This is a genomic window from Superficieibacter sp. HKU1 (assembly GCF_029319185.1).
Lineage (GTDB): Bacteria > Pseudomonadota > Gammaproteobacteria > Enterobacterales > Enterobacteriaceae > Superficieibacter.
On sequence record NZ_CP119754.1, the window covers coordinates 612,159 to 639,033 of the forward strand.

The following is a 26,875-nucleotide window of genomic DNA, read 5'->3' on the forward strand; positions in this document are numbered from 1 at the left end:
AAGAACGAAATGACCTGCCCAATATAACCGGGCAGGCCACGCGGTTATTATTCTTTGGCTATCGGTGTTTCATCCGTTTTCAACGTTGTCTGCCCCTGAATAGCCTTAATCGCTTTTTCTGTCTCGCTGACCTGGCTGCTGCTATGGAGCAGGGTATACGTCAGATCGAACTGAGTGCTTTCGCCCGGCTGAAGCTGTTTTACGCGTTTCTGTTCGCGCTCAATGGTCACCGGATAGGCGTAGCTGGTGCCCGGCTCAATGCCGGTCACGTAGCCCTGCTTCTCAGTGTCGGTGTTTTTCCACAGCGTTAACACCGGCAGCTGACGGGTATCGAACTGAATAGATGCGCCCTTATCACCCGCTTTATTAACCACGGCGGCGAGGGTGCGGTGGTTAGTGTCTGACAGCGGTTTGATATTAAATACCATCTCATCAAACCCTTTGGTTGGACCGAGGTAGGTTTGCCACGCTTTCAGGCCGCCTTTCGCGTAGTCGTTAAACGGGCTGATGCTTTCCATTGGCGCCAGGAAGCGCGCGCCTTCTTCAAGGATCGGTTTGCCGAAGTTGCTGTGATAGATGATCTGGTAATCATGCGGATAATCGGCATGGTTGGTAAGCACATCGTGCAGGCTGAAGCTGTTACTACCGGGGATGTAGCGCAGCTCGGTCATGGTTTGCAGATCGGCCTTCTTGAAGGTGCTTTCCTTCACCAGTCCGCGCACGCGGATTTCGTACGGTGCCGTGTCGCTGACTTCCACTTCAACCTGGGAGGCTGGCGTATTTCCCACCTTGCCGTGCAGCGTATAAATCTGGCCGTCCGCCGCTACCGGATGGCCGGTCCACTCATAGCCGCAGCGAACCATCATCTCGTTGAACCCTTCCAGCCATCCCAGCCCGTTACGGCTTTCCAGATTAATAAACGCCGGGTTAACGACTTCTTTCACTGGCGAATCCCAGCCCATCCGCACGCCGAAACCTTCAACATGAAGCAGGTTCATCCCACGCGTCGGACTAAGTGCGATAGTCAGACCATCCTTACTGCTGATGGTCAGCACTTTACTGCCTTCCTGCTTACCGCCATGTAACACTTTTTGCTCAATGCTGAAGTGGCTGTCTTTAATGTTCAGCTTATCGCTGCTAATCTGCCAGTTTCCTTGTTCTGTGCCGTTTTCAGCACCCGTCAGCACCCACGTTTGCGCTAATGCCGGGGCGGAAATAAGCAGGGACAACGTAGACAACGCCAGTATCTTTTTCATAAAACATCCTTTTTGCTGAATCGATTATGTTTCGGTGGGTAAAATTTAGTGATTTCAGCGTTATGAAAATGTGACATGCCTCACCTGGTGAGAAAACAGGCGATTTTGTCTCCCAAAATATGACCTGCGTCGTATAAAAATGTCTGTAAGAATGTTTGTTACAGGGATGAAAGAGATACTGATCGGCTTCAGCTTTAACGATTCAGCTAATGTTCGGGCGGCGGGAAAAGGGAACAGGAAGGGAGAGTGCTAACGCGGTGAGGCCGCGTTAGCCAGAGGAATTACTGGTCGCTTTCCGCCAGTTCGCGCAGATACTGGAAAATCTGGCGGGCAGATTTAGGCGGCTTATTGGTTTCTTGTTCTTTCTTTGCGTTGCGGATAAGCGAACGCAGCTGCTGACGGTCAGCCTGAGGCCACAGGCGCAACACTTCGGGCACCGCGTCATCCCCTTCAGCAATCAACCGGTCACGAAGCTGTTCCAGCTTATGAAACATCGCAACCTGCTGGTTGTGACGGTTTTTCAGCTTATCCAGCGCCTGACGAATCGGTTCGACGTCGCGCTGACGCAGCATTTTGCCAATCAGCTGAAGCTGACGGCGGCGGCCTTCCATCTTGATACGCTGCGCCAGTTCAATGGCGGCACGCAGATCGGGGTCGAGCGGGATTTTATCCAGCGCGTTTTTACCCAGTCCCACCATTTCCGCGCCGAGCTGCTTTAACTCTTCAGCGTCACGTTTAATTTCACTTTTGCTGACCCAGATAATTTCATCATCTTCGTCTTCGATGTCATCACCGGGAACATCGTCGAGCCAGTCTTCGGGCTGCTTAGTCATATTTGGCTCCTTAAAAAAGAGGCTAATACTAACACCGTGAGCGCACACTGAGAATGGGTTCTCTGTTAGACTTCAATAAACGTCACCTTACATTATGGCAATAGTAATGAAAGTAATCACACAAGTTGCAGAGCAGCGCAAACTCCTGGAAGAAGCCGTTTCCACCGCCCTGGCGCTGGCTTCGGGCAAATCCGACGGCGCGGAAGTGGCGGTCAGCAAGACCACCGGGATTGGCGTCAGCACCCGCTACGGTGAGGTGGAAAATGTTGAATTTAACAGCGATGGCGCACTGGGCATTACGGTGTATCACCAGAACCGTAAAGGCAGCGCGTCCTCAACTGACCTGAGTCCGGAGGCCATTGCCCGTACCGTGCAGGCCGCGCTGGACATCGCGCGTTACACCTCGCCAGATCCGTGCGCGGGTGTGGCGGAGCAAGAGCTGCTGGCCTTTGACGCGCCGGATCTCGATCTGTTCCACCCGGCGGAAGTCTCTCCGGACGAAGCTATTGAGCTGGCGGCGCGCGCCGAGCAGGCTTCTCTTAAAGCAGATAAACGCATCACAAATACCGAAGGCGGCAGCTTTAACAGTCACTACGGCGTAAAAGTTTTTGGCAACAGCCACGGCATGTTGCAGAGCTACTGCTCCACCCGCCATTCGCTCTCCAGCTGCGTGATCGCCGAAGAAAACGGCGATATGGAGCGCGATTATGCCTATACCATTGGCCGTGCACTGGGCGATCTGCAAAGCCCGGAATGGGTGGGTGAAGAGTGCGCTCGTCGTACCCTGTCACGCCTGTCACCGCGTAAGCTCTCGACGATGAAAGCGCCGGTGATCTTCGCCAATGAAGTGGCGACCGGGCTGTTTGGTCATCTGGTCGGCGCCATCGCTGGTGGTGCGGTCTACCGTAAATCAACCTTCCTGCTCGACTCGCTCGGCGAGCAGATCCTGCCGGAGTGGCTGACCATTGAAGAACATCCGCATCTGCTGAAGGGGCTGGCCTCGACGCCGTTCGACGGCGAAGGCGTGCGCACCGAGCGTCGCGATATCATCAAAGACGGCGTCCTGACCCAGTGGCTGCTGACTAACTACTCCGCCCGCAAGCTGGGCCTGAAAAGCACCGGCCACGCTGGCGGCATCCACAACTGGCGGATCGCCGGACGCGGGCTGGATTTTGCCGGGCTGCTGAAAGAGATGGGTACCGGCCTAGTAGTGACCGAACTGATGGGGCAGGGCGTTAGCGGCATCACTGGCGACTACTCGCGCGGTGCAGCGGGCTTCTGGGTTGAGAATGGGGAAATCCAGTATCCGGTAAGCGAAATTACCATTGCCGGCAATCTTAAGGATATGTGGCGTAATATGGTGACCATCGGTAACGATATTGAAACGCGCAGTAATATACAGTGTGGATCGGTCTTACTCCCGGAAATGAAAATCGCCGGGCAGTAAGACAGCTGACAAAGGCTATGCCGTGAAATTTTGCCTGGCGGCGCTGCGCGTGCACAGACCTACAAATGTATAGCGTTTTTGTAGGCCGGGTAAGGCGAAGCCGCCACCCGGCAAAATCAGGTTTATCATCAACCTCAATAATAAAAATAAGGAAGTAAGCAATGCGTAAAAAGCTGTTAGCGATGCTGGCGGTGTCGACGCTTGTGCTGAGTTCAGCGCATGCTATGGCCGCCGACCTTGAAGATGACATGGACACTCTCAATGAAAATTTGAAAGTGGTGCAAAAGACGGATAATGCCGCCGAAATGAAAGCGGCCCTGACCAACATGCGTACCGCCGCGCTCGATGCGCAGAAAGCGACGCCGCCGAAGCTGGAAGACAGCGCCGCTGACAGTCCTGAAATGAAAGACTTCCGCCACGGTTTTGATATTCTGGTCAGCCAGATCGACGGCGCGATCGCGCTGGCGAATGAAGGCAAAGTAAAAGAAGCCCGGGCGGCGGCGGAAGAATTTAAAACCACCCGTAATACGTATCATAAAAAGTATCGTTAATCCTGCCATGCCCCGTTTCCGCGGGGCGTGGCGATCTTCAAAAACGCCTCCACCGCGCCGTTATTCTCTTTTTGTCTGCTGATAAGCATCAGGTTCGCCGCCAGCGCTGGCGCATCCAGCGGTCGGTAAACTACGCCCGGAACGCAAATGTTCATGAGCGGTTCCGGTACCAGCGCCAGTCCCTGACCGGCAGCGGCCAGCGCCAGTACGCTGAGCGAACTGGATGAGCAATGGGCGATGTCCGGAGGCTGGCCGAGCAGCGCGGTAAGCGCGGTATACAGCGACTCGTCCGCGCCGTGCGTATCGTAGAAAATGAGTGGTTCTGCGGCCAGCATCGCTACCGTCAGCCGTGGCTGGCTGGCGAGCGGATGATCGTCAGCGATGGCGACGACACGATTCCAGATGCCGATCTTTTCACATCTCAGCGCCGGGATATGTAATTTGCTGTGGTCCGGGGTGTAGCCGACATCCAGTTGCCCGGCCAGAATGGCGTCGGCCTGGGCCAGAGGGGAAACTTCGCTGGCAATCAACTCCGCCTGCGGAAAGCGGGCGCGAAAAGCCCGCAAATCGTCGGTTAATTTCCCGCTAAACACCGCATTGCCGGCAAAACCGATTCTTACCTGGCCTGTCTCACCGCGCAATGAACGTTGCACGGTCTGGCGCGCGTGGTCGGCCTGCTCCAGAATGCGTTGCGCCTCCACCTGTAGCAACCGTCCGGCTTCGGTCAGTTCCACGCTACGGCTGGTGCGAATAAACAGCGGACCGCCGAGTTCGTCTTCCAGATTTTTGATCTGCATACTGAGTGCTGGCGGAACAATATTAAGCCGTTCGGCGGCGCGGCCAAAATGCGTCTCCTCCGCCACGGCAAGAAAATAACGCAAATGACGCAGATCCATAAGCTTGCTCCATTGTTCATTTAATCTGAACGATTACTCAATTACCTGTAATGGATCTTAACGCGAATAGCGAGGAAACTTAAATCACCTTTCTGCTGGAGCTAATCTGTCATGCAAAACTACCTCAACGATCGTCAACAAATTACCGATTTACTGACCGGCTGGATGCACCGTGATTTAGGCGAATGGGATCAATTACGCGATCTGTTTCATCCGGATGGCACTATAGAGATCACCTGGTTTGAAGGGCTGGGCAGCGATTTTGTTGACGGATCAATGCGCATGGGCGCCTCAGACGTGCGGACCAAACATATGGTCGGTACGCCGGTCGTGACGTTTAATCCGGCGGCGACGAAGGCCATCGTCGAAACTAACGCGATGATCATCGGCGAGCATGTGAAGCTAAATCTGGGCTGCATTGGGCATAACCGTTTTTACGATATGGCGGAAAAACGCGACGGCGTGTGGAAACTGTTTAGACGTCAGAGTATTTACGACATGGCCAGTTTTACCTTCCCGCTCGGCGTGGTCGATATCGATCAACAAACGGTAGCAAAATACCCACGCGAATATGCTGCGCTGGCGTATCTGCTGGAAAAAAGCGGCTTCCCGGTACAGCGCGTCTTTGCGACGCGCGGGAGCGAGCTTGAACAGCAAATGAAAGCCGACGCGGCACAATGGCTGAACGCCTGACATCGTCAACTGCTATATAAAATACGCTGTTTGTACTGTAAGGGGTGGAAATAATTCCACGCCTTGTTACCGCTTTTCTGCAATATCGAAGTATCATCGACCACTCAAAATATAGTTTACATAATACGGTAAGCTCATCCGTAGATAAAAAATTATCTCATTATCTCATTTTTACGTATTCGGCAAGAGGACGTCCTATCGCTTTTTAGAGTAAGCCATTACGCTCATTGGGATATTCCAGGGCAAATAGGCCTGATTTTTGGCGTACAGAATTGGCTGTACCTTACTCATTGAAGAAACCAGACAATGCATATTACCTACAGATTTAAACGGAGTTATTTAGCGCTGGTGTTTTTTTTATTTGCGTGTTCCGTTACCCCACCAACGCAAAAAAATCATATATTAACCAGCGCTCATGGACCTGATAATTGCGCAGTTGGTTGCCCCACCGGCGGCAGTATGCAGACGCTGAACCGTGAAGCCTATACGCTGAATAACAACAGCAGCACAAAGTTTGCCAACTGGGTGGCCTATAAAATTACCAAAACCAGCCAGGCCAGCAACCGGGCGCGGAACTGGAAACAGGATCCTGATTTGCCCGCCGCCGATACGCTGGCTCCCGCTGCGTATCAGAAAGCCAACAACATGCTGGCGGTGGATCGCGGACATCAGGCACCGCTCGCCAGCCTGGGCGGCAATGTAAACTGGCAGGCGCTAAATTATCTTTCGAATATTACGCCACAGAAATCTGCGCTGAATCAGGGGGCGTGGAGTCAATTAGAAGATCGGGAGCGTGCATTAGCCAATCGGAGCGACGTCTCCGTCGTGTATTCCGTGACCGGACCGCTTTTTGAAAAAACGGGCGCGGCGCTGCCTGCGCGTCCCGACGTGATTATTCCGGAGGCTTACTGGAAAGTTATTTTTATTGGTACCAGTCCGGATAAAGGGAAATACGCTGCGTTTCTGCTGAAGCAATCGACGCCAAAAAATGCGAGTTTTTGTGATTATCAGGTGACGGTAAAGGCGATTGAGCAACAAACGAATCCGAAACTTACGCTCTGGCCGGCATTACCGAAAAATATTGCTGAGATGATTAAAAACCAGAAAGGCACCCTGGCACAGGAAATGGGGTGCCCATGAGCGGAGGTATAGCTTGCTGATCAAAGAACTCCCCTACACCATGCCCGGCGGCGCTGCGCTTGCACGGGCCTGCGGGTTATTGGTAACTCTTTGATATGGTGGGTTTTGTAGGCCGGGTAAGGCGAAGCCGCCACCCGGCATAAAAGCGCACATTGGCAAAAAAATCGTCATCGGCCTGGAAGCGAAACGCTATTATCTCCTTTGTACATAAGCAAACCTTATCGACTTCACATTTCTTCTCCCCGGTTCACCACGTCTTTCGCTTTAAAAAACCGATAATTTCCGCATTTTTATGTGACCCATATCACGCTAATCCAGTCAAAAATCGCTAACCAGTCCATTTATGTGGAACAGATCACTCTCTCCACCCGCCTTTCCACTTCGAAGTGGAAAACAACTCGCTACAAACTATTAACCTCCGACGGTAGTTTTATTCCAGAGCCATAAACGGGGTACGACGAGTGAATAACGGAGCAGTCATTAACGACGCTGGAGAACAGACGGAGCAGATTGGTCAACTGGCCGATCGCATGTTGCCGCAGGTGTATGCGCTGCTATGCCGTCATCACATTATTCCCAACGCCGTACAGGAGCAGATGCTGACCTCCCACGTCCGCGCAATGGCCTTGCGGTCAGTGACCGGGGAACCGCTGCCGGAGGTGGATGCCAGCCTGTTCGAGGAAATTTCAGAAGACTCAATGGCGCTTGCCCGCGAGGTGGTTGCGGCATTTGGCAACCTTCCCGAAGAAGAGGCCTGGCTGCTGTCGGTGCACTTCGAAGTCGCAAAAGAAAACCTTTAAGGAGCAAAAGATGGAACAGATTACCGTAGTGATTGGCGACCGTTTGGGTAAAGGCCAGAAAGTCGCGGCAGGCGTAGAGAAAGCAGGCGGACGCGCGGTGGTCGTGCCGGGCGTGGCGGCGGATATGAAGCTCGGCGACGTGATGAAAGCAGAGAACGCCACCTTTGGCATCTCCTTCTGCGGCAGCGGCGGCGCGGGCGCGATCACCGCGCAGAACAAGTACGGCTATAAAGCGAAATACGGGATGCGTTCGGTCGACGAAGGCGTTACCGCCATCAACGAAGGCTGCAACGTGCTGGGCTTCGGCTTTATGGACAAGGAAGAGCTGGGCGAGCGTCTGGTACAGGCGTGGCAGAAGAAGCACGGCGCATAAGCATGAAAGAACAATTCACCACCACGGTGAGAGTGAAGGGCAAAGGTGAGGCCAAATCGCGTGCCTTTGCCGATGCCCTGAACCACGTTCAGGCGGCAGTGATGAAGTCCTCGCCGCATATTTTACTGCGTATTGAGCCACAGGATGTGCAGGTCGTTCATGCGCATGAAACGGTGCGTAAAGAAGCCTTTCTGTTCTTCTTTTTGCGCCGCGAAAGACGCACGTACAGCGTGGAGCTGGACGTCACCGTCAACGTGACCGCCATCGATCTTGATAAGGTCGATTTCGTCACGCAACGCTGATCCTCAATAAAAGGGCGGAACCATGTTCCTGATAATTTTAATAAAATCGCTCATCATCGGCGGCCTGGTTGGCGTCGGTGTGGGAGCCGGGGCTGCACGCATGTTTCATGCACCCACCACGCAGGGGATGGGGGCATTTCGTACGTTGGGCGAGCTGAACTCCTGTGAAGGCGATCCGGCGTCGCACTTCTCTTTTGGTCTGGGCTTTTTCTTTAACGCCTGGGCATCGTCGGTTGCGGCAGGGTCGTTCACCCAGGATGTCGATCACCGCATTATCCCGAACTGGGGCGCGGCGGCGCTGATGATCAAAAACCGCAACGTCGGCGAGACGCTGCACGATCCGAAAAAAATGGCTATCGCCTGCGGCATTATCGGCACCATCGTCGTGACCTTCCTCAACCTCACCGCGTCCTCGGTGCCGGAATTCCTACAGGTCACCGCCGTTAAGGTACTGGTACCGGCCGCTAACCTGCTGGTGAACACCGTCATGCCGGTGATCTTCTGGCTGGCGGCCATCGACGCGGGCAAAAAATCGGGCTTCTGGGCGACGATTTTCGGTGGTGCAGCGCAGCTGATCATGGGCAACGCCGTTCCGGGCCTGGTGCTGGGGATCCTGATTGGTAAAGGCGTGGAAGAGAGCGGCTGGAACCGCGTTACCAAAGTAATGATGGCCGCTATCGTCGCGCTGTTTGTACTGAGCGCCTTCTTCCGCGGCTTCGACATGAAAATGATCGAATCCTTCCATCTGACCGTGCCGAACTGGCTCGATCTGATCCACAACTCGCTCAGCGGTAAATAACGGAGACGGCAATGGAACAGAATAAAGGGTTTTGGTATGCCGACTGGTCGTTCCCGTTCTTCGTTGGCCTGCTCTCGTCCGGCGTGTTTGCCGGGACGCACATGTACTACCTCTACGGCATCGGCGCGTTTAACGAAGTGGCGTTTGTCTCGATGCTGCGTGCGGGGATTGATACCGGCGCGTACGGCGCGGTAGCGGCCTTCGGTGCCAGCTTCCTCTTTGCCCGTATTATCGAAGGCTCGCTGGTGGGGATCCTCGATATCGGCGGCGCGATCCAGACCGGCGTGGGCCTTGGCGTGCCGGCGCTGCTGCTGGGAGCAGGCATTATGTTCCCGGTGACTAACTTTATCGCCTCGCTGATCACCGGGCTGGTGATTGGTCTGGCGATTGGCTACCTGATCATTCTGGCGCGTAAGTTCACCATCAACCAGAGCGATTCCACCTACGGCGCGGACGTGATGATGGGCGCGGGCAACGCGTCTGGTCGTTTCCTGGGGCCACTGATTATCCTCAGCGCGATGGCGGCGTCGATTCCTATCGGTATCGGCTCGCTGGTGGGGGCACTGCTGTTCTATATCTGGCAGAAGCCGATCACCGGCGGCGCGATCCTCGGCGCGATGATCTTAGGCTCGATTTTCCCGGTCGCCATCAGTTAACCCGAGCGGGCGCAGCCGCGCCCGCCTTTACAGGAGAAAGCTATGTTTGATTTACTCCTGCGCCGCGCGCGTCTGGTCGATGATACCGTCACCGATATCGCTCTGCAGGACGGAAAAATTGCGGCGCTGGGCGAGATTAATGGCCCGGCATCCGCCGACATCGATCTTCAGGGCGAATATTACGTTAGCGCAGGCTGGATTGATTCCCACGTCCACTGTTACCCCAACTCCCCGATTTATCACGATGAACCGGACAGCATCGGCATCGCCACCGGCGTCACCACCGTGGTCGATGCGGGCAGCACCGGCGCGGATGATATCGATGAATTTTATGCCATTACCCGCCAGGCAACCACTGAGGTATACGCGCTGCTGAATATCTCCCGCGTCGGGCTGATCGCGCAGAACGAACTGGCGAATATGGCCAATATCGACCGCGACGCCGTACGCGAGGCGGTTAAACGCTACCCGGATTTTATCGTCGGCCTGAAGGCACGGATGAGCAGCAGCGTGGTTGGCGACAACGGTATCGCGCCGCTTGAGCAGGCCAAAGCGATGCAAAAAGAGAACGGCGATGTCCCGCTGATGGTACACATCGGCAACAATCCGCCGGATCTCGACGATATCGCCGAACGCCTGACCCACGGCGACATCATCACCCACTGCTATAACGGCAAGCCCAACCGCATTCTTACTCCCGCGGGCGAACTGCGGGCGTCCGTCACGCGTGCCCTTCAGCGCGGCGTGCGGCTGGATGTGGGGCACGGCACCGCCAGCCTCAGCTTTGCCGTGGCGCAGAAGGCCATCAGTATGGGCATTCTGCCGCACACCATCAGCTCGGATATCTACTGCCGCAACCGCATCAACGGGCCGGTGCATTCGCTGGCGAACGTGATGTCGAAATTTCTCGCCATCGGCATGTCGCTGCCGCAGGTGATCGAATGCGTGACCGCCAGTGCGGCAGAAGGGCTGCGGCTGAAAAACAAAGGGCGGCTGGCCGTTGGCTTCGATGCCGATCTCACCATTTTTACCCTGAAACGCCAGTCCACGCTGCTGGTGGATGCAGAGAACGACAGCTTACAGGCTGACAAATTACTGGTCCCGCTCGCCGCCGTGCGCGCGGGCACGATTTATCCGACCGAACAAGGGAGTGCGGAAGATGCCTTCAATTTATGAGAAGTACGGTTTAAAACAGGTAATTAACACCTCCGGACGTATGACGGCGCTTGGCGTCTCCACCCCGCGTCCGGAAGTGGTGCAGGCCGCGATGGACGGCATGAATCACTACTTTGAGATGAAAGATCTGGTCAACAAAACCGGCGACTACATTGCGCAACTGCTGGAAGTGGAAGGCGCGACAGTGGTCTCCTGCGCCTCCGCGGGCATCGCGCAATCCGTGGCCGCCGTGCTGGTGAAAGACAGCGACTGGCTGCTGGAAAACCTGCACGTCACCCCCGTTGAGAACAACGAAATCGTGCTGCCGAAAGGCCACAACGTCAACTTCGGCGCGCCGGTCGGCACCATGGTGGCGCTGGGCGGCGGCAAAATCGTCGAAGCGGGCTATGCCAACGAATGCTCCGCCGATCAGCTGGCGGCGGCCATCACTCCGCGCACCGCCGCCATTCTGTATATTAAATCGCATCACTGCGTGCAAAAAAGCATGCTCAGCGTAGAGCAGGCGGCGGTCGTCGCCCGTAAGCACGACCTGCCGCTGATCGTCGATGCGGCGGCGGAAGAAGATCTGCACGCCTATTACCGTTCTGGCGCGGACCTGGTGATCTACAGCGGCGCGAAAGCGATTGAAGGGCCAACCAGCGGACTGGTGATCGGCAAGACCCAGTACGTTGAATGGGTGAAGCGCCAGACGGCGGGCATTGGCCGCGCGATGAAGGTGGGTAAAGAGGGCATTCTCGGCCTGACCTGCGCGATTGAGCACTATCTCACCGCCGATAAAGAAAGCGGGGCGGAGATGGTCGACAAAATGTCGCCATTTATTGATGCGCTGAATACACTCAACGGTATAACCGCCCGCGTGGTGTGGGACAGCGCCGGGCGCGATATCGCCCGCGCCGAGATCAAATTTGACGAGGCGGTGACCGGTGTGGCAACGGGCGATCTGGTCGCGGCGCTAAAGCAGGGCGAGTACGCCATTTATTTCCGCGGCTATAAAGCCAATGAAGGGATCATTGAAGCCGATGTGCGCAGCGTGAACGCTGCCCAGCTGGAGATTGTGGCGCGCCGTATCGCCGAAGTAGTTAATCAGGAGAAAACCGCATGAAACTCACCCCCAATTTTTACCGCGACCGCGTCTGTCTGAACGTGCTGGCAGGCTCCAAAGCTAACGCCAGCGCCATCTATGAAGCGGCGGAAGGCCATGTGCTGGTGGGCGTGCTCTCCAAAAACTACCCTGACGTGGCGAGCGCAGTGGCCGATATGCGTGAATATGCCGCGCTGATTGATAACGCGCTTTCCGTCGGGCTGGGCGCAGGCGATCCGAACCAGTCCGCGATGGTCAGCGCCATTTCACGCGAAGTGCAGCCGCAGCACGTCAACCAGGTCTTCACCGGCGTCGGGCCGAGCCGCGCCTTGCTGGGGCAGAACGAGACTGTGGTCAACGGTCTGGTCTCGCCGACCGGCACGCCGGGCAAAGTGAAAATCTCCACCGGCCCGCTGAGCAGCGGAGCGCCGGAAGGCGTCGTGCCGGTAGAAACGGCCATTGCTCTGCTGAAAGATATGGGCGGCAGCTCGATCAAATACTTCCCGATGGGCGGGCTGCAATGTCGTGATGAGTATCAGGCGGTGGCAGAAGCCTGCGCCCGTTATGATTTCTGGCTGGAGCCGACCGGCGGTATCGATCTGGAAAATTTCGGCGAGATTTTGCAGATTGCGCTGGATGCGGGGGTGAGCAAAATCATTCCTCACATTTATAGTTCGATTATTGATAAGGTAAGCGGTGATACCCGTCCGGACGATGTACGTCAGCTGTTGGCGATAACGAAGACGTTAGTGGGCTAAGGGGAAACCCGCTCCGCGATAGAAGAGGAAACTGACGTGCGATTCCCGAACCAGCGTTTAGCGCAACTGTTCGACATGCTGCAAAACGAGACGCTGCCCCAGGACGAACTGGCGCAGCGGCTGGCGGTATCCACGCGCACCGTTCGGGCCGACATCACCGCGCTTAACGCGCTGCTGGCGCAGCACGGCGCGCAGTTTATCCTCAGTCGCGGCAACGGTTATCAGCTTAAAATCGACGATCCCACCCGCTATCAGACGCTGAAAAGCGCGCAGCCCCGCGCGTTGCGCATACCGCGCAGCGGGCAGGAGCGGGTACATTATCTGATGGTGCGCTTCCTCACCTCCGCCTTCTCCCTGAAGCTTGAAGATTTAGCGGATGAGTGGTTCGTCAGCCGCGCCACCCTGCAAAATGACATGGCGGAAGTGCGCGAGTGGCTACAGCGTTATCATCTGACGCTTGAAACCCGTCCGCGTCACGGCATGAAGCTGTTCGGTAGCGAAATGGCGATCCGCGCCTGCCTGACGGATCTGCTGTGGACGCTGGCTCAGCAGGATAATCTCAACCCGCTGGTGACCGAAGTCGCGCTGAACGCGGGCGTGCCGGAACAGCTGGCGACGTGGCTTGACGGTTGTTTTACCCGCCATCATATTCGTTTGACCGACGAAGGTGAGCTATTTCTGCGTCTCTATTGCGCGGTGGCGGTGCGGCGCATCAGTGAAGGGTATCCGCTACCGGAATTTGCAGTCGAAGAGGTCGACGAAAACGTGCGGGACGCGGCGCGCGACATTGCCGCCGCGCTGGCGCAGCTTGCCGGTAAACCGCTCGCCGCAGCGGAAGAAAACTGGCTGCGGGTACACATCGCCGCCCGTCAGGTTCAGGACATAGCACCCAGCGCGATTAACGCCGATGACGATGAAGCGCTGGCTAACTACATCCTGCACTACATCAACACTCAATATAACTACAACCTGCTTAACGACGCCCAGCTGCATGCGGATCTGCTGACCCATATTAAAACCATGATCACCCGCGTGCGCTATCAGATCATGATCCCTAATCCGCTGCTGGAGAACATCAAACAGCACTATCCGATGGCGTGGGATATGACCCTGGCGGCGGTTTCCGGCTGGGGAAAATACACGCCATACACCATCAGTGAAAATGAGATCGGTTTTCTGGTACTGCATATTGGCGTCGGCCTGGAACGTCATTACAACATTGGCTATCAACGTCAGCCGCGGGTGCTGCTGGTCTGCGATGCCGGCAACGCGATGGTACGGATGATCGAAGCGGTGCTGGCGCGTAAATATCCGCAAATTGAGGTCACCCGTACCCTGACCCTGCGTGATTATGAACAGTGCGAAACGCTCAGTGAAGATTTCGTGATTGCCACCGCGCGCGTCAGTGAGAAAGACAAGCCGGTGGTGATCATCGCGCCGTTTCCCTCCGACTACCAGCTGGAGCAGATTGGAAAGCTGGTGCTGGTCGACCGTACCCGCCCGTGGATGCTCAATAAGTATTTCGATGCCGCACATTTTACGATCATTAACGACCCCATTGACCAGCAGACGCTGTTTAAAAGGCTGTGCGACCAGCTCCGGCATGAAGATTTTGTCGATGCGGAGTTTCTCGATTCCGTTACCGAGCGTGAGGCGATTGTCAGCACCATGCTCGGCGACGGTATCGCCCTGCCGCACGCCCTGGGGCTGCTGGCAAAGAAAACGGTGGTCTATACCGTTCTCGCTCCACAAGGGATCGCCTGGGGCGATGAAACCGCGCACGTCATCTTTTTACTCGCTATCAGCAAAAGCGAGTACGAAGAGGCAATGGCGATTTACGATATTTTCGTCACCTTCCTGCGCGAGCGTGCCATGACGCGACTCTGCGCCTGCCGGGATTTTAACGAGTTTAAGTCGGTGGCAATGGAGTGCGTGAGCCGGTTTTGAGCGGTGTGATTGGGAGCTGGGGGAAAATGTGCAAAGCGATCGATTATCAGGCTACTTAACCCTGTTTTTTAGGTGTATCTTCTACCGGGAGATTATTGCAGGGAAATGCGTTCAATGCCAAAGAATGTGCCAATCGTCATTGAGATAGTGCGACGTATGAAGGAGGGAAGTACTGAGCCCTTCCTTTGTCGTTGTGACGATGGAAAACTCTATGTGGTCAAATCGAAACCCAGAATGCCTCCGCGAGAGCTTGTTGTTGAATTTGTAGCCGCAAATCTCGCCAGCGAGGTCGGGCTTTCAATTCCAGACTTTTGCATCGTTGATATCCCCGCAGAACTTATTGAGTATTCTCCTGAGTTGTATGGGCAAATTGGTGAAGGTTACGCTTTCGCCTCTCGTTTCATTGAGGGCGCTGCCGAGCTATCATTCAGACAGGCGCATAACCAGAATGTTGTGCCGCTATACGATCAAAAGATGATCTATCTCTTTGATAGATGGATATTAAATGGCGATCGCACCCTTACAGCGAAAGGTGGCAACGTCAATATGCTCTATGACGTTGCAAATGATAAGTACTACCTGATTGACCATAATCTTTCTTTTGATCATAGTGAACCTGCTGATGATTTTCGGCTTCATGTCTATAGCCCATTAAACAGAACATGGCTATTTGATATGGTTGATAAAGAAGCCTGTGAGCAGATGCTGCAGGATGCTATGGCTAATTTTTCATCGTTTACCAAGGCGATTCCTGATGACTGGATGGGTGATGTAAAACTAATAGCCTCTATGCAGAGCACCCTGGAGAGAGCCGCGACTGAAGAATTTTGGAGCACTATTTTATGACCACACCATGTCTGTACAGCATAGTAAGATACGCGCCATACGCAGACACAGAAGAGTTTGCCAATATTGGCGTGGTCATTTGTGCGCCAAAAGAAGGATACTTTGACTTCCGCCTGACCAAAAGAAATGACGCCAGAGTGAGGGGGTTCTTCCATGATGATAGCTTGTTTCCCGCCGCTAAAGACGCCATTAGCCGCGAGCTTGAACTTGCTAAGCAGCATGCCGGTAATATCATTACGGACAAAGCGTTAGCACAATTTTTCCGTTATTTCACCGCTAAAAAAGAATCTATCTTTCACTTCAGCACCATGAGAGTAAGATTAACTAACGATCCAAAAAAAGAGCTCGATCTGCTTTACTCGCATTATGTTAATCACATCAGCTATACAAAAGAGCGGCGTGAAGAAATTCTCGCGGCCGAACTTAAGCGCAGCATAGAGCGAATCGACGGTTTGAAAAACGTTTTTCGAAACGATGTTATTGAGGGAATGTTAACGAAGTTTGGCATGCCGCTGGTGGCAAGAAGAGATGGCGTGATTAAAAAAGCCATTAAGCCCTTATCATTTTCTCAGGCAGAGCCGGGTAAAATGACCGAGCATTGCGATCTCTGGGTTAACCGGATAAACCGGGCCGCTGAAGAGGATCTCTTAAGCGCTGATGATGTTCTCTTTACTCTCGAAGGGCCGGTTAATCCAACAAGTCAGCAGACGAAAGCGATGGACGTTATTAAAAGAACAATGGATAAGAGTGGGATCAATCACTGTCCCGTGAATAACGATAAAGAGACTATCGACTTCGCGAAACAAGCAATCGTTGTTCCTCCGGCTTCTCGCGATAATCTTATTCGCTAATGATTCCTGCAAGGAATCATTAACATCTTTTTATTTGTCATCAGACGGTTTATATTGCCGTCCCTCAACGCAAATGATGCACCACCTGATTACTGCTGCCGCGCCAGATTAGCGCCGGATCTTTCAGATCCTGTACAAACTTGCCGTCCACCAGCACATTGATCAGGTCCACCACCTGCATTTGCGCTTCGTTCAGTTCATCCAGTTTATAGCCGGTCCACATCCAGATATCTTTCCCCGGACACTCGGCGCGGATCCGCTGCACCAGCGTCAGGATCTCCGGGACGTTTTGCGGATGGAGCGGATCGCCGCCGGAGAGAGTGATCCCCTGGCGCTTGATCCGCGTATCGTTGAGATCGTGGATGATTTGATCGGCCATCGCCTGGGTGAACGGCTGACCCGAGTTCAGCCGCCAGGTGCTTTTGTTGTAGCAGCCGGGGCACTCATGTACGCACCCTGAGACAAACAGGGTACAGCGCGTGCCGGGGCCGTTGACGATGTCGACGGGGTAATACTGGTGATAGTTCATAGTGGTTTCCTGCCGGGTGGCGCTGCGCTTACCCGGCCTGTATGTGTAGCACGCTGCCAGTGACCGTAGGCCCGGTAAGCGTAGCGCCACCGGGCATTCATGGCTGCGGACTCAGCCGATCTGGCCGTTGCCCAAATGCTTCACGCGGCGTTTCACTTCTTCCTGCTTGCCGGCGTTAAACGGACGTGCATCCGGGCTGCCTAAATATCCGCATACGCGGCGGGTAACCGACACCCGCGCCGCATCGTGGTTGCCGCATTTCGGGCAGGTGAAGCCCTTGCTGGTGCATTCGAACTCGCCGGTAAAGCCGCATTCGTAGCACTCGTCAATCGGGGTGTTGGTCCCGTAATACGGCACGTGCTGGTAGCTGTAGTCCCAGACGTCTTCCAGCGCTTTCAGGTTGTGCTGGATGTTCGGATACTCGCCGTAGCAAATGAAGCCCCCGTTCGCCAGCGGCGGGTACGGCGCTTCGAAATCGATTTTGTCGTACGGATTCACCTTCTTCTCGACGTCGAGGTGGAAGCTGTTGGTGTAGTAGCCTTTATCGGTGACGCCCGGTACCACGCCGAACTCGGCGGTATCCAGACGGCAGAAGCGGTCGCACAGGTTCTCACTCGGCGTGCTGTACAGGCTAAAACCGTAGCCGGTTTCCTCTTTCCACCGATCCACGGCCTGACGCAGACGTTCAACAATCGCCACGCCTTTTGCACGCAGCGCTTCGCTGTCGTACATATGGTTTTCGCCTGCCAGCGCATTGATGGTTTCATGGATACCGATATAACCCAGCGAAATAGACGCGCGACCGTTTTTGAAAATCTCTGAGACATCGTCGTCCGCTTTCAAACGCACGCCGCAGGCACCTTCCATATACAGAATCGGCGCAACGCGCGCTTTGACACCTTCCAGACGGGCAATACGGGTCATCAATGCTTTACGCGCCAGGACCAGACGCTCGTCCAGCAGCGTCCAGAACGCCGCTTCATTACCCCGGGCTTCCAGCGCGATGCGCGGCAGGTTGAGGCTGATCACGCCGAGGTTATTACGACCGTCGTGAACCTGCTCGCCGTTCTCGTTCTCCCATACGCCGAGGAAGCTGCGGCAGCCCATCGGGGTTTTAAACGAGCCGGTCACTTTGACTACCTGCTCGTAGTTCAGGATATCCGGATACATACGCTTGCTCGCGCACTCCAGCGCCAGCTGTTTAATGTCGTAGTTGGCGTCGCCTGGCTTGTGGTTCAGGCCGTCGCGGATGGCGAACACCAGTTTTGGGAATACCGCCGTTTTACGGTTTTTGCCGAGGCCCGCGATGCGGTTACGCAGGATCGATTGTTGAATCAGACGCGATTGCCAACTGGTGCCAAGGCCGAAACCAAAGGTGACAAACGGCGTCTGCCCGTTAGCGGTGTGCAGCGTGTTCACCTCGTATTCAAGAGACTGGAACGCGTCGTAGCACTCTTTCTCGGTACGCGAGTGCGCGTAGCCGTCAGCGTCCGGGATCTGCCACTCTTCAGCCGTTTTACGGTGCTTATTAAAACTCTCGGTGACAAACGGGGCCAGCACTTCATCAATGCGGTTAATGGTGGTGCCGCCGTAAATATGGCTGGCCACTTGGGCGATAATCTGTGCGGTTACCGCGGTGGCGGTAGAGATGGATTTCGGCGGTTCAATTTCCGCGTTACCCATCTTAAAGCCCTGCGTCAGCATGCCTTTCAGGTCGATCAGCATACAGTTGAACATCGGGAAGAACGGGGAGTAGTCGAGATCGTGATAGTGGATATCGCCTCGCTCGTGCGCCTGTACCACGTCGCGCGGCAGCAGGTGCTGACGGGCATAGTGTTTGGCGACAATACCGGCCAGCAGATCGCGCTGGGTCGGGATCACTTTACTGTCTTTGTTGGCGTTTTCGTTGAGCAGGGCAGAGTTGGTCTGCTCGACCAGGCCGCGAATTTCCTGGTTCAGACGACCGCGTTTTTCACGCTGAATGTCGCGATCGTGACGGTACTCAATATAAGCGCGCGCGAGCTGTTTGTACGGCCCGGACATCAGCTGGTTCTCGACCGCGGTCTGGATCTCATTGATATCGACCTGACTGCGACTTTGCATCTGATTGCTAACGACTTCTGCGACGGTGGCGCAATAGTCTGCGTCATCGACTCCCGCTGCTTTAGCTGCACGCAGAATTGCTTCCTGGATGCGCTCTGATTTGAACGGCGCTTTACAGCCATCTCGTTTCATCACATGCGGTGTCATGATCACTCCATATTTAAAAGAACAGGTTATCCACAGAGGGAGGAATGTCCCGGTAGTTTTTTTCGTTACTGCATCCAGAGACTTCCGGTAAGCGCGGCCCTTTTTATCCACAGCTCTTGCTAAAGGGCGTGGTGCAATAATAGACGATAAATACAATATGTAGGGCCGGGCGGCATTTTAAGTTCTATATGTAGTGATTTGCATCAAAGATGTTTGCAATTTTATTGATGCAGGACAAAGTAAAAAGGAGACAGTACAGATGACGGGCGCTGCGGAGGATATAATTTTTCGTACTGACGAAAGACTTGCAAAAGCCCTAAAAAAAGCGTGGAAAATCGCGGCCCGGTCACCCCGGGCCGCTTTCATTTACTGTCGCCACCAGAGCGCTTCAAAAGGTCGAAGGGTCATCGGTGCAGGCCGATTGGCCACCTCCGCGTAATTGGTTGCCAGTACTTTCCATGCTCCCGGACAGGGTGTCGGCTGCCAGTCCTGGCACTCGCGGCTCAGGTTGGCGATGACCAGCAATGTTTGTCCCTGCCACTGGCGGCGGTAACACCACAGATGTGGATGATCCGGCAGCAGATCCTCGTAGTCTCCCCACGTCAGCACCGGCTCGGTTTTGCGCAGCGCGATCAGCGCCTGATAGGTATAAAATACCGACTGCTTGTCCTCCAGCGCCGCCTCGACGTTGATCTCGCTCGCGTTGGCATTCACGCCGATCCACGGTTCGCCGGTGGTAAAGCCAGCGTTGGGACCGCGGTCCCACTGCATCGGTGTCCGGCTGTTGTCCCGCGAGCGGACGGCAAGGATATCCAGCAGCTCCTGGGCATCGCGCCCGTTGACCCGCTGTTCGGCGAACATATTATGGCTCTCAACGTCGCGGTAATCTGTGATGCGGGTAAAGTGCGGATTGGTCATGCCAATCTCTTCGCCCTGATAGATATACGGCGTGCCCTGCATCCCATGCAGCGCCATCGCCAGCATTTTAGCGGCGGGCACGCGGTACTCACCTTCATCGCCAAAACGCGACACGATGCGCGGCTGATCGTGGTTACACCAGAACAGCGCGTTCCATGCCCGCTGATGCATCCCCTGCTGCCAGTGGCGAAACAGAGATTTGAGCGCCACAAAATCAGGTGCCGCCTGGGTCCATTTCTCACCGCCGGGATAATCCACTTTCAGATGGTGAAAGTTAAAGGTCATCGACAGTTCACCGCCGTCCAGAGACGCATACCGCTGGCAGTGCTCAAGGGTGGTGGAGGACATTTCTCCGACCGTCATCAGCCCGCGCGGCATAAACACATCGCGGCTCATCTCCTGCAAAAATTCATGCACGCGCGGTCCATCGGTATAAAAACGACGTCCGTCGCCCGGTTCATCATTTGGGAACGTCAGATCTTTGGAGATAAGATTCACCACGTCGAGGCGCAGCCCGTCCACGCCGCGATCGGCCCAGAATGCGCAGACCTGTTTTAGTTCAGCGCGCACCCTCGGATTTTCCCAGTTCAAATCCGCCTGCTCCGGCGCAAAGAGATGCAGATAATACTGTTCGCTGTCCGCCTGCCAGCGCCAGGCGCTGCCGCCGAATTTAGAACGCCAGTTATTCGGCGCTTCATCCGGCGTGCCGTCGCGCCAGAAATAAAACTCGCGATAAGGGCTCTCTTTATTGAGCGCCTCACGAAACCACGGGTGCTGGGTGGAAGTATGGTTAAACACCATATCCAGAATAATGCGCGTGCCGCGCGCTTTGGCCTCTGCCACCAGCGCGTCAAAATCATCCAGCGAGCCGTAGGCGGGATCGATGGCGGTATAGTTGGCGACATCGTAGCCGTTATCGACCTGTGGGGAGATATAAAACGGCGTCAGCCAGAGGGCGTCAACGCCCAGCGTTTTCAGATAATCCAGGCGCTGCGTCACGCCGCGTAAATCGCCGGTACCGCTGCCAGTCGTGTCCTGAAAGCTCTTCGGATAAATTTGGTAGATGACGCCGTTCTGCCACCAGTGAGGAAGGATATTCATGGTTATTTCCTGCAAATGCGAAGGGGCGCAACTGCGCCCCGAAAAGGTCAGACAATCTGTAATGTGCCCTGGCGGTGCTTACGCTGGTACATCACCGTGGTGAGGACCACCGGGATCACAATCGCGATCAGCATCGCCATGCCGAAGACCTGCCAGTAGCCCGGCTGGATGGAGAGAATGCCCGGCAGGCCGCCGACGCCGATGCCGTTAGCCATCACGCCGTAAAGCCCACACAGCAAGCCCGCGAGGCCGGAGCCAATCATCGCGCAGAGCATCGGGAAGCGATATTTCAGGTTGATACCGTACATCGCCGGCTCGGTGACGCCGAGGAAAGCGGCGATGGCGGCCGGAACGGAGATTTCCCGCTCGTTATGTTTACGGCTGACGATAATAATGCCGAGCACTGCCGACGCCTGGGCAATGTTTGACAGCGCGATCAGCGGCCATACCGGCGTGCCGCCGAGGCTCTGGATCATCTGCATGTCGATGGCAAGCGTAGTCTGATGCACGCCGGTGATCACCAGCGGCGCATAGAGGAAGCCGAACAGCGCCGCGCCAATCGGGGCAAAACTGCCGGTCATCAGATGGCGCACCGCAAAGGCTACGCCGTCGCCAATCATACGGCCAAACGGGCCGATAAAGGCGTGGGCGAGAAACACCGCCAGCAGCAGTGAGCAGACCGGGACCACCACCAGATACAGGTAGCTGGGCACGATACGCTTGAGGTAATTTTCAATAAAGCCGAGCGCCAGACCCGCCAGCAGCGCCGGGATCACCTGCGCCTGGTAGCCAACTTTGGCGATGCTGAACAGGCCGAAATTCCACACTTCCGGCGTCTGCTGGCCCAGTAAGTAAGCGTTCATTAACTGCGGTGACACCAGCGTGATACCCAGCACGATGCCGAGGATCGGCGTACCGCCCAGCTTACGTACCGCCGACCAGCAAATTCCGACCGGCAGATAGAAGAAGATTGCCTCGCCAATCAGCCATAAAAAGTCGTAGATCGTTTTCAGCGCCGGGAACATCTGCGCCAGCGTCTGACCATTGCTCATCGGCAAATCGCCGATAACGTTACGGAAGCCCAGAATCAGGCCGCCGCTGATCAATGCCGGCAGCAGCGGAAAGAAGATTTCGGCAAAGTGGGAGATGAGCTGCTCATACCATTTCATATTCTGCCGCGCGGCTTTTTTCGCCTGTTCTTTATCGGCGCGCGCCTGTCCGGTAGAGGCCAGCAGAACCTGATAATAGTCGCCGACGTCGGTGCCAATCACCACCTGAAATTGTCCGGCGTTGGTGAAACAGCCTTTCACCATCGGCAGTTGTTCAATCGCTTTCGGATCGGCCTTCGCCGGTTGGTTGAGCACGAAGCGCAAGCGGGTAATGCAGTGGCTGACGGTGGCGATGTTTTCGCGGCCGCCAACCAGTTCGATCAGCCGATCGATATCCTGTTGGTTAACTTTACTCATCTCAAAGCCTCGTGGCAGATGTAAAGAAGGGGTCGGGGTGATAACTGGCGGAGAGAGTATATCTTCGGTGAATGAGTGAAAACGGGAACGTTCCCGAAACGTAGCGACGATCACATAAATCGTGTTCTGCGGATTAAGAGAGGGTGGCGGGGATCACGATTTGTTGTGGTTCGCGGCGGCCGTTGATCTGATCGATCAGCTGTAAGGCCGCCTGACGTCCGGCCTCGGCGTAGCCCGGATCGACGGTGACGATCTCAGGGTGCAGGAACTTGATCAGCGGCGTATTACCGACGCTGGCAAGCTGAACGCTGTCAATACGCTGTTCCTGTAAATACTTGCTGGCGCCCAGCGCCAGCGTGTCGGTAGCGCAGACCAGCGCGGTGGTGTCGGGCGTCAGCACGTCCACCACATGTTCATAGCCCTGCTTCATGGTCAGGCCCGGCAGGGTGGAGACCGTCGGCAGGCGATGTTTTTTGCAGAAGGATAACCACGCCTGATGGCGGCGCTGGCCGGTGGTGATGTCACGATGCGGCACGCCAAGGTAGCTGATATGGCGATGACCGCGATCGTAAAGACGCTGCATCAGGATCTGGATCGCGCCTTCATCGTCATAGCATACCGAGGCAAAACCTTGCGCATCACGGGCCAGCAGAACCAGCGAAGACTGCCAGCTTGCCAGCATCTCCACATTAATACCGGTAAAGCCAAACAGCACCACGCCATCGATATTACGCCGTTGCAGCATGCCGAGATGCTCCTCGACAATCGCCGTCGAAAACTGGCTCTCAATCATGATCGGATCGTAGCCCTGCTCATAAAACACCGGCAGCATGGTCTGTACGGCCAGGTTTTCCGACAGCGAATCCAGACGGGTAACAATAATTGCCACCACTTTGTCGCTCTGTCCGCGCATGGCACGCGCGGAGCGGGAAGGGGAGAAACCGTGCTGCTGCATAACGGCTTCAACACGTTCGCGGGTACGTTCGCTGACGCCGCTTTCATTATTCAGCACGCGGGATACGGTAGATTTTCCCACGCCGCTTAAGCGCGCAATGTCTTTGATCGTCAGCCGGTTTTGCATCCTGTCGTCCCATAAGGTGAAGCAACGTCGTAAAAGAGCTTAACTTTACCCGCCTTAATAACAATGGGCAAAGTCTGGTTTATGTTCGGTTTAGTCACGTGGCGGTATCATACCGCCATAAATGCCACAAATTATATTGATAAGGCTATATAATTCGCGGCGTTTTATTACCTCATTAACTTACCGGAGGCCGTATGGATCCCGATCCCACCCCTCTCCCAAACGGGAGAAAAGTTACCTTCCGGTAAGTCAGTCTTTTCACTGCCTTAGCGGAAGCGCAAGGCAGTGACGTCATTTGCGTCCCTGTAATCACTGTATTCGCCTGTCAGGTATGGCCTCGTCACGCCTGAAGGATATTCTGCGCCCGCTGGTAACGGGCGCGGAGGGACTGATTATGCTGAAAAATATTACCCGCCAGCTTTTTGCCCGGCTGAACCGTCATTTACCTCGCCGTCTGGTGCAGCGCGAGCCATTGCCTGAGGCAAAAAACCTCAACGGCGCGGTTATTCCCGCTTCGCTGAGCGAACAGTGCCTGAACGTCGCCAGGATGCGCGAGCGCGATCTGTGGCACGCCTTCGACAGTCATCCGGAAGGATTAAATGCGGCGGAAGTCGAGGCTGCCCGCGCCCGACATGGTGAAAACCAGCTTCCCGCCGAGCAGCCGTCGCCGTGGTGGGTGCACTTGTGGATCTGCTACCGCAACCCGTTCAACCTGCTGCTGACCGTTCTCGGCATCGTTTCTTATGCGACGGAAGATCTCTTCGCTGCGGGCGTCATCGGCCTGATGGTCGGCATCTCGACGCTGCTTAACTTCATTCAGGAAGCGCGTTCAACGAAGGCGGCCGACGCCCTGAAAGCGATGGTCAGCAACACCGCCACGGTACTGCGCGTCAGCAATGAGAAAGGCGAAAACGGCTGGGTGGAGCTGCCCATCGACCGTCTGGTGCCGGGCGATATCGTTAAACTGGCGGCGGGGGATATGATCCCGGCTGACCTGCGCGTGCTACAGGCCCGCGATCTTTTCGTGGCGCAGGCGTCGCTGACCGGCGAGTCGCTGCCGGTGGAGAAAGTCGCCCATAGTCGCCATACGCAGCAAACCAATCCGCTGGAGTGCGATACCCTCTGTTTTATGGGCACCAACGTCGTGAGCGGCACCGCGCAGGCGCTGGTCATTGCCACCGGCGGCAATACCTGGTTTGGCCAACTGGCGGGGCGGGTGAGCGAGCAGGCCAGCGAGCCAAATGCGTTCCAGAAAGGGATTGGTCGCGTCAGTATGCTGCTGATCCGCTTTATGATGGTGATGACGCCGCTGGTGCTGTTAATTAACGGCTACACCAAAGGCGACTGGTGGGAGGCGGCGCTGTTTGCCCTCTCGGTTGCGGTCGGCCTGACCCCGGAAATGCTGCCGATGATCGTCACCTCAACGCTGGCGCGCGGGGCGGTAAAGCTGTCTAAACAGAAAGTCATCGTCAAACACCTCGACGCTATTCAGAACTTTGGCGCGATGGATATCCTCTGCACCGATAAAACCGGCACCCTGACCCAGGATAAAATCGTACTGGAAACCCACACCGATATTGGCGGAAAAACCAGCGATCGCGTGCTGCATTCCGCGTGGCTAAACAGTCACTATCAGACCGGGTTGAAAAACCTGCTGGATACCGCCGTGCTTGAGGGCGTGGATGAAGAATCGGCGCGTGGGCTTTCAGCGCGCTGGCAAAAAATTGACGAAATTCCCTTTGATTTCGAGCGCCGCCGGATGTCAGTGGTAGTCGCTGAACAGCCGGATGTGCATCAGCTGGTCTGTAAAGGGGCGTTACAGGAGATCCTCAACGTCTGCGCGCACGTCCGCCATAATGGCGACATCGTGCCGCTGGATGACATCATGCTGCGCCGCGTCAGGCGCGTCACGGACACCCTGAACCGCCAGGGGCTGCGCGTGGTGGCGGTTGCCACCAAATATCTTCCGGCGCGTGAAGGCGACTATCAGCGAATCGATGAATCAGATTTGATCCTCGAAGGTTACATCGCCTTTCTCGATCCGCCGAAAGAGACCACCGCACCGGCGCTGAAAGCGCTGAAAGCCAGCGGTATCACCGTCAAAATCCTCACGGGCGACAGCGAACTGGTGGCGGCAAAAGTCTGTCATGAAGTGGGGCTGGATGCAGGGCAGGTGGTGATTGGCAGTGAAATTGAAGGACTGAGCGATGACGAGCTGGCACAGCTGGCGCAACGTACCACGCTGTTTGCCCGCCTGACGCCGCTGCATAAAGAACGTATCGTCACCCTGCTCAAGCGTGAAGGTCACGTGGTCGGCTTTATGGGCGACGGCATTAACGACGCTCCCGCGCTACGCGCCGCAGACATCGGAATTTCCGTCGATGGCGCAGTCGATATCGCTCGCGAAGCGGCGGATATCATCCTGCTGGAAAAAAGCCTGATGGTGCTGGAGGAGGGTGTTATTGAAGGTCGCCGTACCTTTGCCAACATGCTCAAATATATCAAGATGACCGCCAGTTCGAACTTTGGCAACGTCTTCAGCGTGCTGGTGGCTAGCGCCTTCCTGCCGTTCCTGCCGATGCTGCCGCTGCATCTGCTGATTCAGAACCTGCTGTACGATGTATCCCAGGTGGCGCTGCCGTTTGATAACGTTGATGATGAGCAGATCCAGAAGCCGCAACGCTGGAACCCGGCGGATCTGGGACGCTTTATGATTTTCTTCGGCCCGATCAGCTCGATTTTCGACATTCTCACCTTCTGTCTGATGTGGTGGGTATTTCACGCCAACACGCCGGACGCGCAGACCCTGTTCCAGTCCGGCTGGTTTGTGGTCGGGCTGCTGTCGCAAACGCTGATTGTGCATATGATCCGCACCCGCCGCCTGCCGTTTATCCAGAGCCGCGCCGCCTGGCCGCTGATGCTGATGACGCTGCTGGTGATGGTGGTTGGCATCGCGCTGCCGTTCTCGCCGCTGGCAAGTTATTTGCAGCTTCAGTCGCTGCCGCTGAGCTACTTCCCGTGGCTGATCGCGATTCTGGCGGGGTATATGACGCTGACGCAGCTGGTGAAAGGGTTTTACAGCCGCCGGTATGGCTGGCAGTAATACGATCTTCGGCGGTGCAGTA

Annotated in this window: 24 protein-coding genes; 16 read left to right on the forward strand and 8 right to left on the reverse strand. The window is 55.6% G+C overall.

The annotated features are described in order from the left end of the window. Positions 1-47 precede the first annotated feature (47 nt). Positions 48-1,256, reverse strand: a complete 1,209-nt coding sequence (locus tag P0H77_RS02970) for an aldose 1-epimerase family protein (RefSeq protein ID WP_276163512.1) — start codon at positions 1,254-1,256, stop codon at positions 48-50. A 281-nt stretch (positions 1,257-1,537) separates the two neighbouring features. Next, positions 1,538-2,089 carry a ribosome biogenesis factor YjgA gene (gene yjgA, locus P0H77_RS02975; protein WP_276163513.1) on the reverse strand — a complete coding sequence of 184 codons (552 nt, stop codon included), beginning with the start codon at positions 2,087-2,089 and terminating at the stop codon, positions 1,538-1,540. A gap of 94 nt (positions 2,090-2,183) precedes the next feature. On the opposite strand from yjgA, the gene pmbA reads away from it, so the two are divergent. Together pmbA and cybC are read left to right on the forward strand one after the other, a co-directional pair. Beyond that, positions 2,184-3,536 (forward strand): metalloprotease PmbA, encoded by a 1,353-nt coding sequence (pmbA, locus tag P0H77_RS02980; RefSeq protein ID WP_276163514.1) that lies wholly within the window; start codon positions 2,184-2,186, stop codon positions 3,534-3,536. Positions 3,537-3,697: 161 nt separating this feature from the next. Continuing rightward, positions 3,698-4,087, forward strand: a complete 390-nt coding sequence (cybC, locus tag P0H77_RS02985) for a cytochrome b562 (protein WP_276163515.1) — start codon at positions 3,698-3,700, stop codon at positions 4,085-4,087. Here cybC and P0H77_RS02990 read toward each other — a convergent pair. Next, entirely contained in the window at positions 4,084-4,983 is a 900-nt protein-coding gene (locus tag P0H77_RS02990; RefSeq protein WP_276163516.1) for a LysR substrate-binding domain-containing protein, read from the reverse strand. The genes cybC and P0H77_RS02990 overlap by 4 nt on opposite strands. Before the next feature lie 111 nt (positions 4,984-5,094). Here P0H77_RS02990 and P0H77_RS02995 point away from each other — a divergent pair, with 111 nt between their 5' ends. The 13 genes from P0H77_RS02995 to P0H77_RS03055 all read left to right on the forward strand — a co-directional run bounded on the left by P0H77_RS02995 (position 5,095) and on the right by P0H77_RS03055 (position 16,405). Continuing rightward, positions 5,095-5,676, forward strand: coding sequence for a nuclear transport factor 2 family protein (locus P0H77_RS02995; protein ID WP_276163517.1), 582 nt, complete (start codon positions 5,095-5,097; stop codon positions 5,674-5,676). 459 nt (positions 5,677-6,135) lie between these two features. Continuing rightward, positions 6,136-6,816, forward strand: a complete 681-nt coding sequence (locus P0H77_RS03000) for a DNA/RNA non-specific endonuclease (protein ID WP_276163518.1) — start codon at positions 6,136-6,138, stop codon at positions 6,814-6,816. Positions 6,817-7,277: 461 nt separating this feature from the next. Next, positions 7,278-7,616 (forward strand): glycine dehydrogenase, encoded by a 339-nt coding sequence (locus tag P0H77_RS03005; RefSeq protein WP_276163519.1) that lies wholly within the window; start codon positions 7,278-7,280, stop codon positions 7,614-7,616. Between the two features lie 10 nt (positions 7,617-7,626). Next, on the forward strand, positions 7,627-7,989 hold the full coding sequence (locus tag P0H77_RS03010) for an SFCGS family glycine-rich protein (protein ID WP_103675660.1): 363 nt from the start codon (positions 7,627-7,629) through the stop codon (positions 7,987-7,989). A gap of 2 nt (positions 7,990-7,991) precedes the next feature. Continuing rightward, a complete protein-coding gene (locus P0H77_RS03015) occupies positions 7,992-8,291 on the forward strand; it encodes a DUF4312 family protein (RefSeq protein ID WP_176920441.1) in 300 nt (99 codons plus the stop codon). 22 nt (positions 8,292-8,313) lie between these two features. Continuing rightward, positions 8,314-9,090, forward strand: a complete 777-nt coding sequence (locus P0H77_RS03020; protein ID WP_276163520.1) for a DUF4311 domain-containing protein — start codon at positions 8,314-8,316, stop codon at positions 9,088-9,090. An 11-nt stretch (positions 9,091-9,101) separates the two neighbouring features. Next, positions 9,102-9,746, forward strand: a complete 645-nt coding sequence (locus P0H77_RS03025) for a DUF4310 family protein (protein WP_276163521.1) — start codon at positions 9,102-9,104, stop codon at positions 9,744-9,746. A 42-nt stretch (positions 9,747-9,788) separates the two neighbouring features. Continuing rightward, positions 9,789-10,922, forward strand: coding sequence for an amidohydrolase/deacetylase family metallohydrolase (locus P0H77_RS03030; protein WP_276163522.1), 1,134 nt, complete (start codon positions 9,789-9,791; stop codon positions 10,920-10,922). Further along, entirely contained in the window at positions 10,906-12,024 is a 1,119-nt protein-coding gene (locus P0H77_RS03035; RefSeq protein WP_276163523.1) for a DgaE family pyridoxal phosphate-dependent ammonia lyase, read from the forward strand. The genes P0H77_RS03030 and P0H77_RS03035 overlap by 17 nt, the downstream gene beginning before the upstream one ends. Then, positions 12,021-12,761 (forward strand): KDGP aldolase family protein, encoded by a 741-nt coding sequence (locus P0H77_RS03040; protein ID WP_276163524.1) that lies wholly within the window; start codon positions 12,021-12,023, stop codon positions 12,759-12,761. Before P0H77_RS03035 ends, P0H77_RS03040 begins: the two co-directional genes overlap by 4 nt. Positions 12,762-12,797: 36 nt before the next feature. Continuing rightward, positions 12,798-14,708 carry a PRD domain-containing protein gene (locus P0H77_RS03045; RefSeq protein WP_276163525.1) on the forward strand — a complete coding sequence of 637 codons (1,911 nt, stop codon included), beginning with the start codon at positions 12,798-12,800 and terminating at the stop codon, positions 14,706-14,708. Positions 14,709-14,822: 114 nt separating this feature from the next. Further along, positions 14,823-15,554, forward strand: coding sequence for a HipA family kinase (locus P0H77_RS03050; RefSeq protein WP_276163526.1), 732 nt, complete (start codon positions 14,823-14,825; stop codon positions 15,552-15,554). Continuing rightward, positions 15,551-16,405, forward strand: coding sequence for a DUF3037 domain-containing protein (locus tag P0H77_RS03055; RefSeq protein WP_276163527.1), 855 nt, complete (start codon positions 15,551-15,553; stop codon positions 16,403-16,405). Before P0H77_RS03050 ends, P0H77_RS03055 begins: the two co-directional genes overlap by 4 nt. A 64-nt stretch (positions 16,406-16,469) precedes the next feature. Here the strand turns inward: P0H77_RS03055 and nrdG are convergent, their stop codons facing one another. From nrdG to treR, 5 genes are all read right to left on the reverse strand, one after another. Continuing rightward, a complete protein-coding gene (gene nrdG / locus P0H77_RS03060; protein ID WP_176920447.1) occupies positions 16,470-16,934 on the reverse strand; it encodes an anaerobic ribonucleoside-triphosphate reductase-activating protein in 465 nt (154 codons plus the stop codon). Between the two features lie 111 nt (positions 16,935-17,045). Next, a complete protein-coding gene (gene nrdD / locus P0H77_RS03065) occupies positions 17,046-19,184 on the reverse strand; it encodes an anaerobic ribonucleoside-triphosphate reductase (RefSeq protein ID WP_276163528.1) in 2,139 nt (712 codons plus the stop codon). Between the two features lie 366 nt (positions 19,185-19,550). Beyond that, the gene (treC, locus tag P0H77_RS03070) at positions 19,551-21,203 is read right to left on the reverse strand and encodes an alpha,alpha-phosphotrehalase (RefSeq protein WP_276163529.1); all 1,653 of its coding nucleotides are present in this window, start codon (positions 21,201-21,203) and stop codon (positions 19,551-19,553) included. A 47-nt stretch (positions 21,204-21,250) separates the two neighbouring features. Further along, entirely contained in the window at positions 21,251-22,669 is a 1,419-nt protein-coding gene (gene treB, locus P0H77_RS03075; RefSeq protein ID WP_276163530.1) for a PTS trehalose transporter subunit IIBC, read from the reverse strand. Positions 22,670-22,802: 133 nt separating this feature from the next. Continuing rightward, on the reverse strand, positions 22,803-23,750 hold the full coding sequence (gene treR / locus P0H77_RS03080) for a trehalose operon repressor TreR (RefSeq protein WP_276163531.1): 948 nt from the start codon (positions 23,748-23,750) through the stop codon (positions 22,803-22,805). Positions 23,751-24,144: 394 nt separating this feature from the next. Here treR and mgtA point away from each other — a divergent pair, with 394 nt between their 5' ends. After that, positions 24,145-26,853 carry a magnesium-translocating P-type ATPase gene (mgtA, locus tag P0H77_RS03085; protein ID WP_276165034.1) on the forward strand — a complete coding sequence of 903 codons (2,709 nt, stop codon included), beginning with the start codon at positions 24,145-24,147 and terminating at the stop codon, positions 26,851-26,853. Positions 26,854-26,875 lie beyond the last annotated feature (22 nt).

What these genes read in the sequence shown, in the direction of transcription:
- P0H77_RS02970 (WP_276163512.1), bottom strand. Translation starts at nt 1,256, where the DNA reads ATGAAAAAGATACTGGCGTTGTCTACGTTGTCCCTGCTTATTTCCGCC.
- yjgA (WP_276163513.1), bottom strand. Translation starts at nt 2,089, where the DNA reads ATGACTAAGCAGCCCGAAGACTGGCTCGACGATGTTCCCGGTGATGAC.
- pmbA (WP_276163514.1), top strand. Translation starts at nt 2,184, where the DNA reads ATGGCAATAGTAATGAAAGTAATCACACAAGTTGCAGAGCAGCGCAAA.
- cybC (WP_276163515.1), top strand. Translation starts at nt 3,698, where the DNA reads ATGCGTAAAAAGCTGTTAGCGATGCTGGCGGTGTCGACGCTTGTGCTG.
- P0H77_RS02990 (WP_276163516.1), bottom strand. Translation starts at nt 4,983, where the DNA reads ATGGATCTGCGTCATTTGCGTTATTTTCTTGCCGTGGCGGAGGAGACG.
- P0H77_RS02995 (WP_276163517.1), top strand. Translation starts at nt 5,095, where the DNA reads ATGCAAAACTACCTCAACGATCGTCAACAAATTACCGATTTACTGACC.
- P0H77_RS03000 (WP_276163518.1), top strand. Translation starts at nt 6,136, where the DNA reads ATGCAGACGCTGAACCGTGAAGCCTATACGCTGAATAACAACAGCAGC.
- P0H77_RS03010 (WP_103675660.1), top strand. Translation starts at nt 7,627, where the DNA reads ATGGAACAGATTACCGTAGTGATTGGCGACCGTTTGGGTAAAGGCCAG.
- P0H77_RS03015 (WP_176920441.1), top strand. Translation starts at nt 7,992, where the DNA reads ATGAAAGAACAATTCACCACCACGGTGAGAGTGAAGGGCAAAGGTGAG.
- P0H77_RS03020 (WP_276163520.1), top strand. Translation starts at nt 8,314, where the DNA reads ATGTTCCTGATAATTTTAATAAAATCGCTCATCATCGGCGGCCTGGTT.
- P0H77_RS03025 (WP_276163521.1), top strand. Translation starts at nt 9,102, where the DNA reads ATGGAACAGAATAAAGGGTTTTGGTATGCCGACTGGTCGTTCCCGTTC.
- P0H77_RS03030 (WP_276163522.1), top strand. Translation starts at nt 9,789, where the DNA reads ATGTTTGATTTACTCCTGCGCCGCGCGCGTCTGGTCGATGATACCGTC.
- P0H77_RS03035 (WP_276163523.1), top strand. Translation starts at nt 10,906, where the DNA reads ATGCCTTCAATTTATGAGAAGTACGGTTTAAAACAGGTAATTAACACC.
- P0H77_RS03040 (WP_276163524.1), top strand. Translation starts at nt 12,021, where the DNA reads ATGAAACTCACCCCCAATTTTTACCGCGACCGCGTCTGTCTGAACGTG.
- P0H77_RS03050 (WP_276163526.1), top strand. Translation starts at nt 14,823, where the DNA reads ATGCCAAAGAATGTGCCAATCGTCATTGAGATAGTGCGACGTATGAAG.
- P0H77_RS03055 (WP_276163527.1), top strand. Translation starts at nt 15,551, where the DNA reads ATGACCACACCATGTCTGTACAGCATAGTAAGATACGCGCCATACGCA.
- nrdG (WP_176920447.1), bottom strand. Translation starts at nt 16,934, where the DNA reads ATGAACTATCACCAGTATTACCCCGTCGACATCGTCAACGGCCCCGGC.
- nrdD (WP_276163528.1), bottom strand. Translation starts at nt 19,184, where the DNA reads ATGACACCGCATGTGATGAAACGAGATGGCTGTAAAGCGCCGTTCAAA.
- treC (WP_276163529.1), bottom strand. Translation starts at nt 21,203, where the DNA reads ATGAATATCCTTCCTCACTGGTGGCAGAACGGCGTCATCTACCAAATT.
- treB (WP_276163530.1), bottom strand. Translation starts at nt 22,669, where the DNA reads ATGAGTAAAGTTAACCAACAGGATATCGATCGGCTGATCGAACTGGTT.
- treR (WP_276163531.1), bottom strand. Translation starts at nt 23,750, where the DNA reads ATGCAAAACCGGCTGACGATCAAAGACATTGCGCGCTTAAGCGGCGTG.
- mgtA (WP_276165034.1), top strand. Translation starts at nt 24,145, where the DNA reads ATGCTGAAAAATATTACCCGCCAGCTTTTTGCCCGGCTGAACCGTCAT.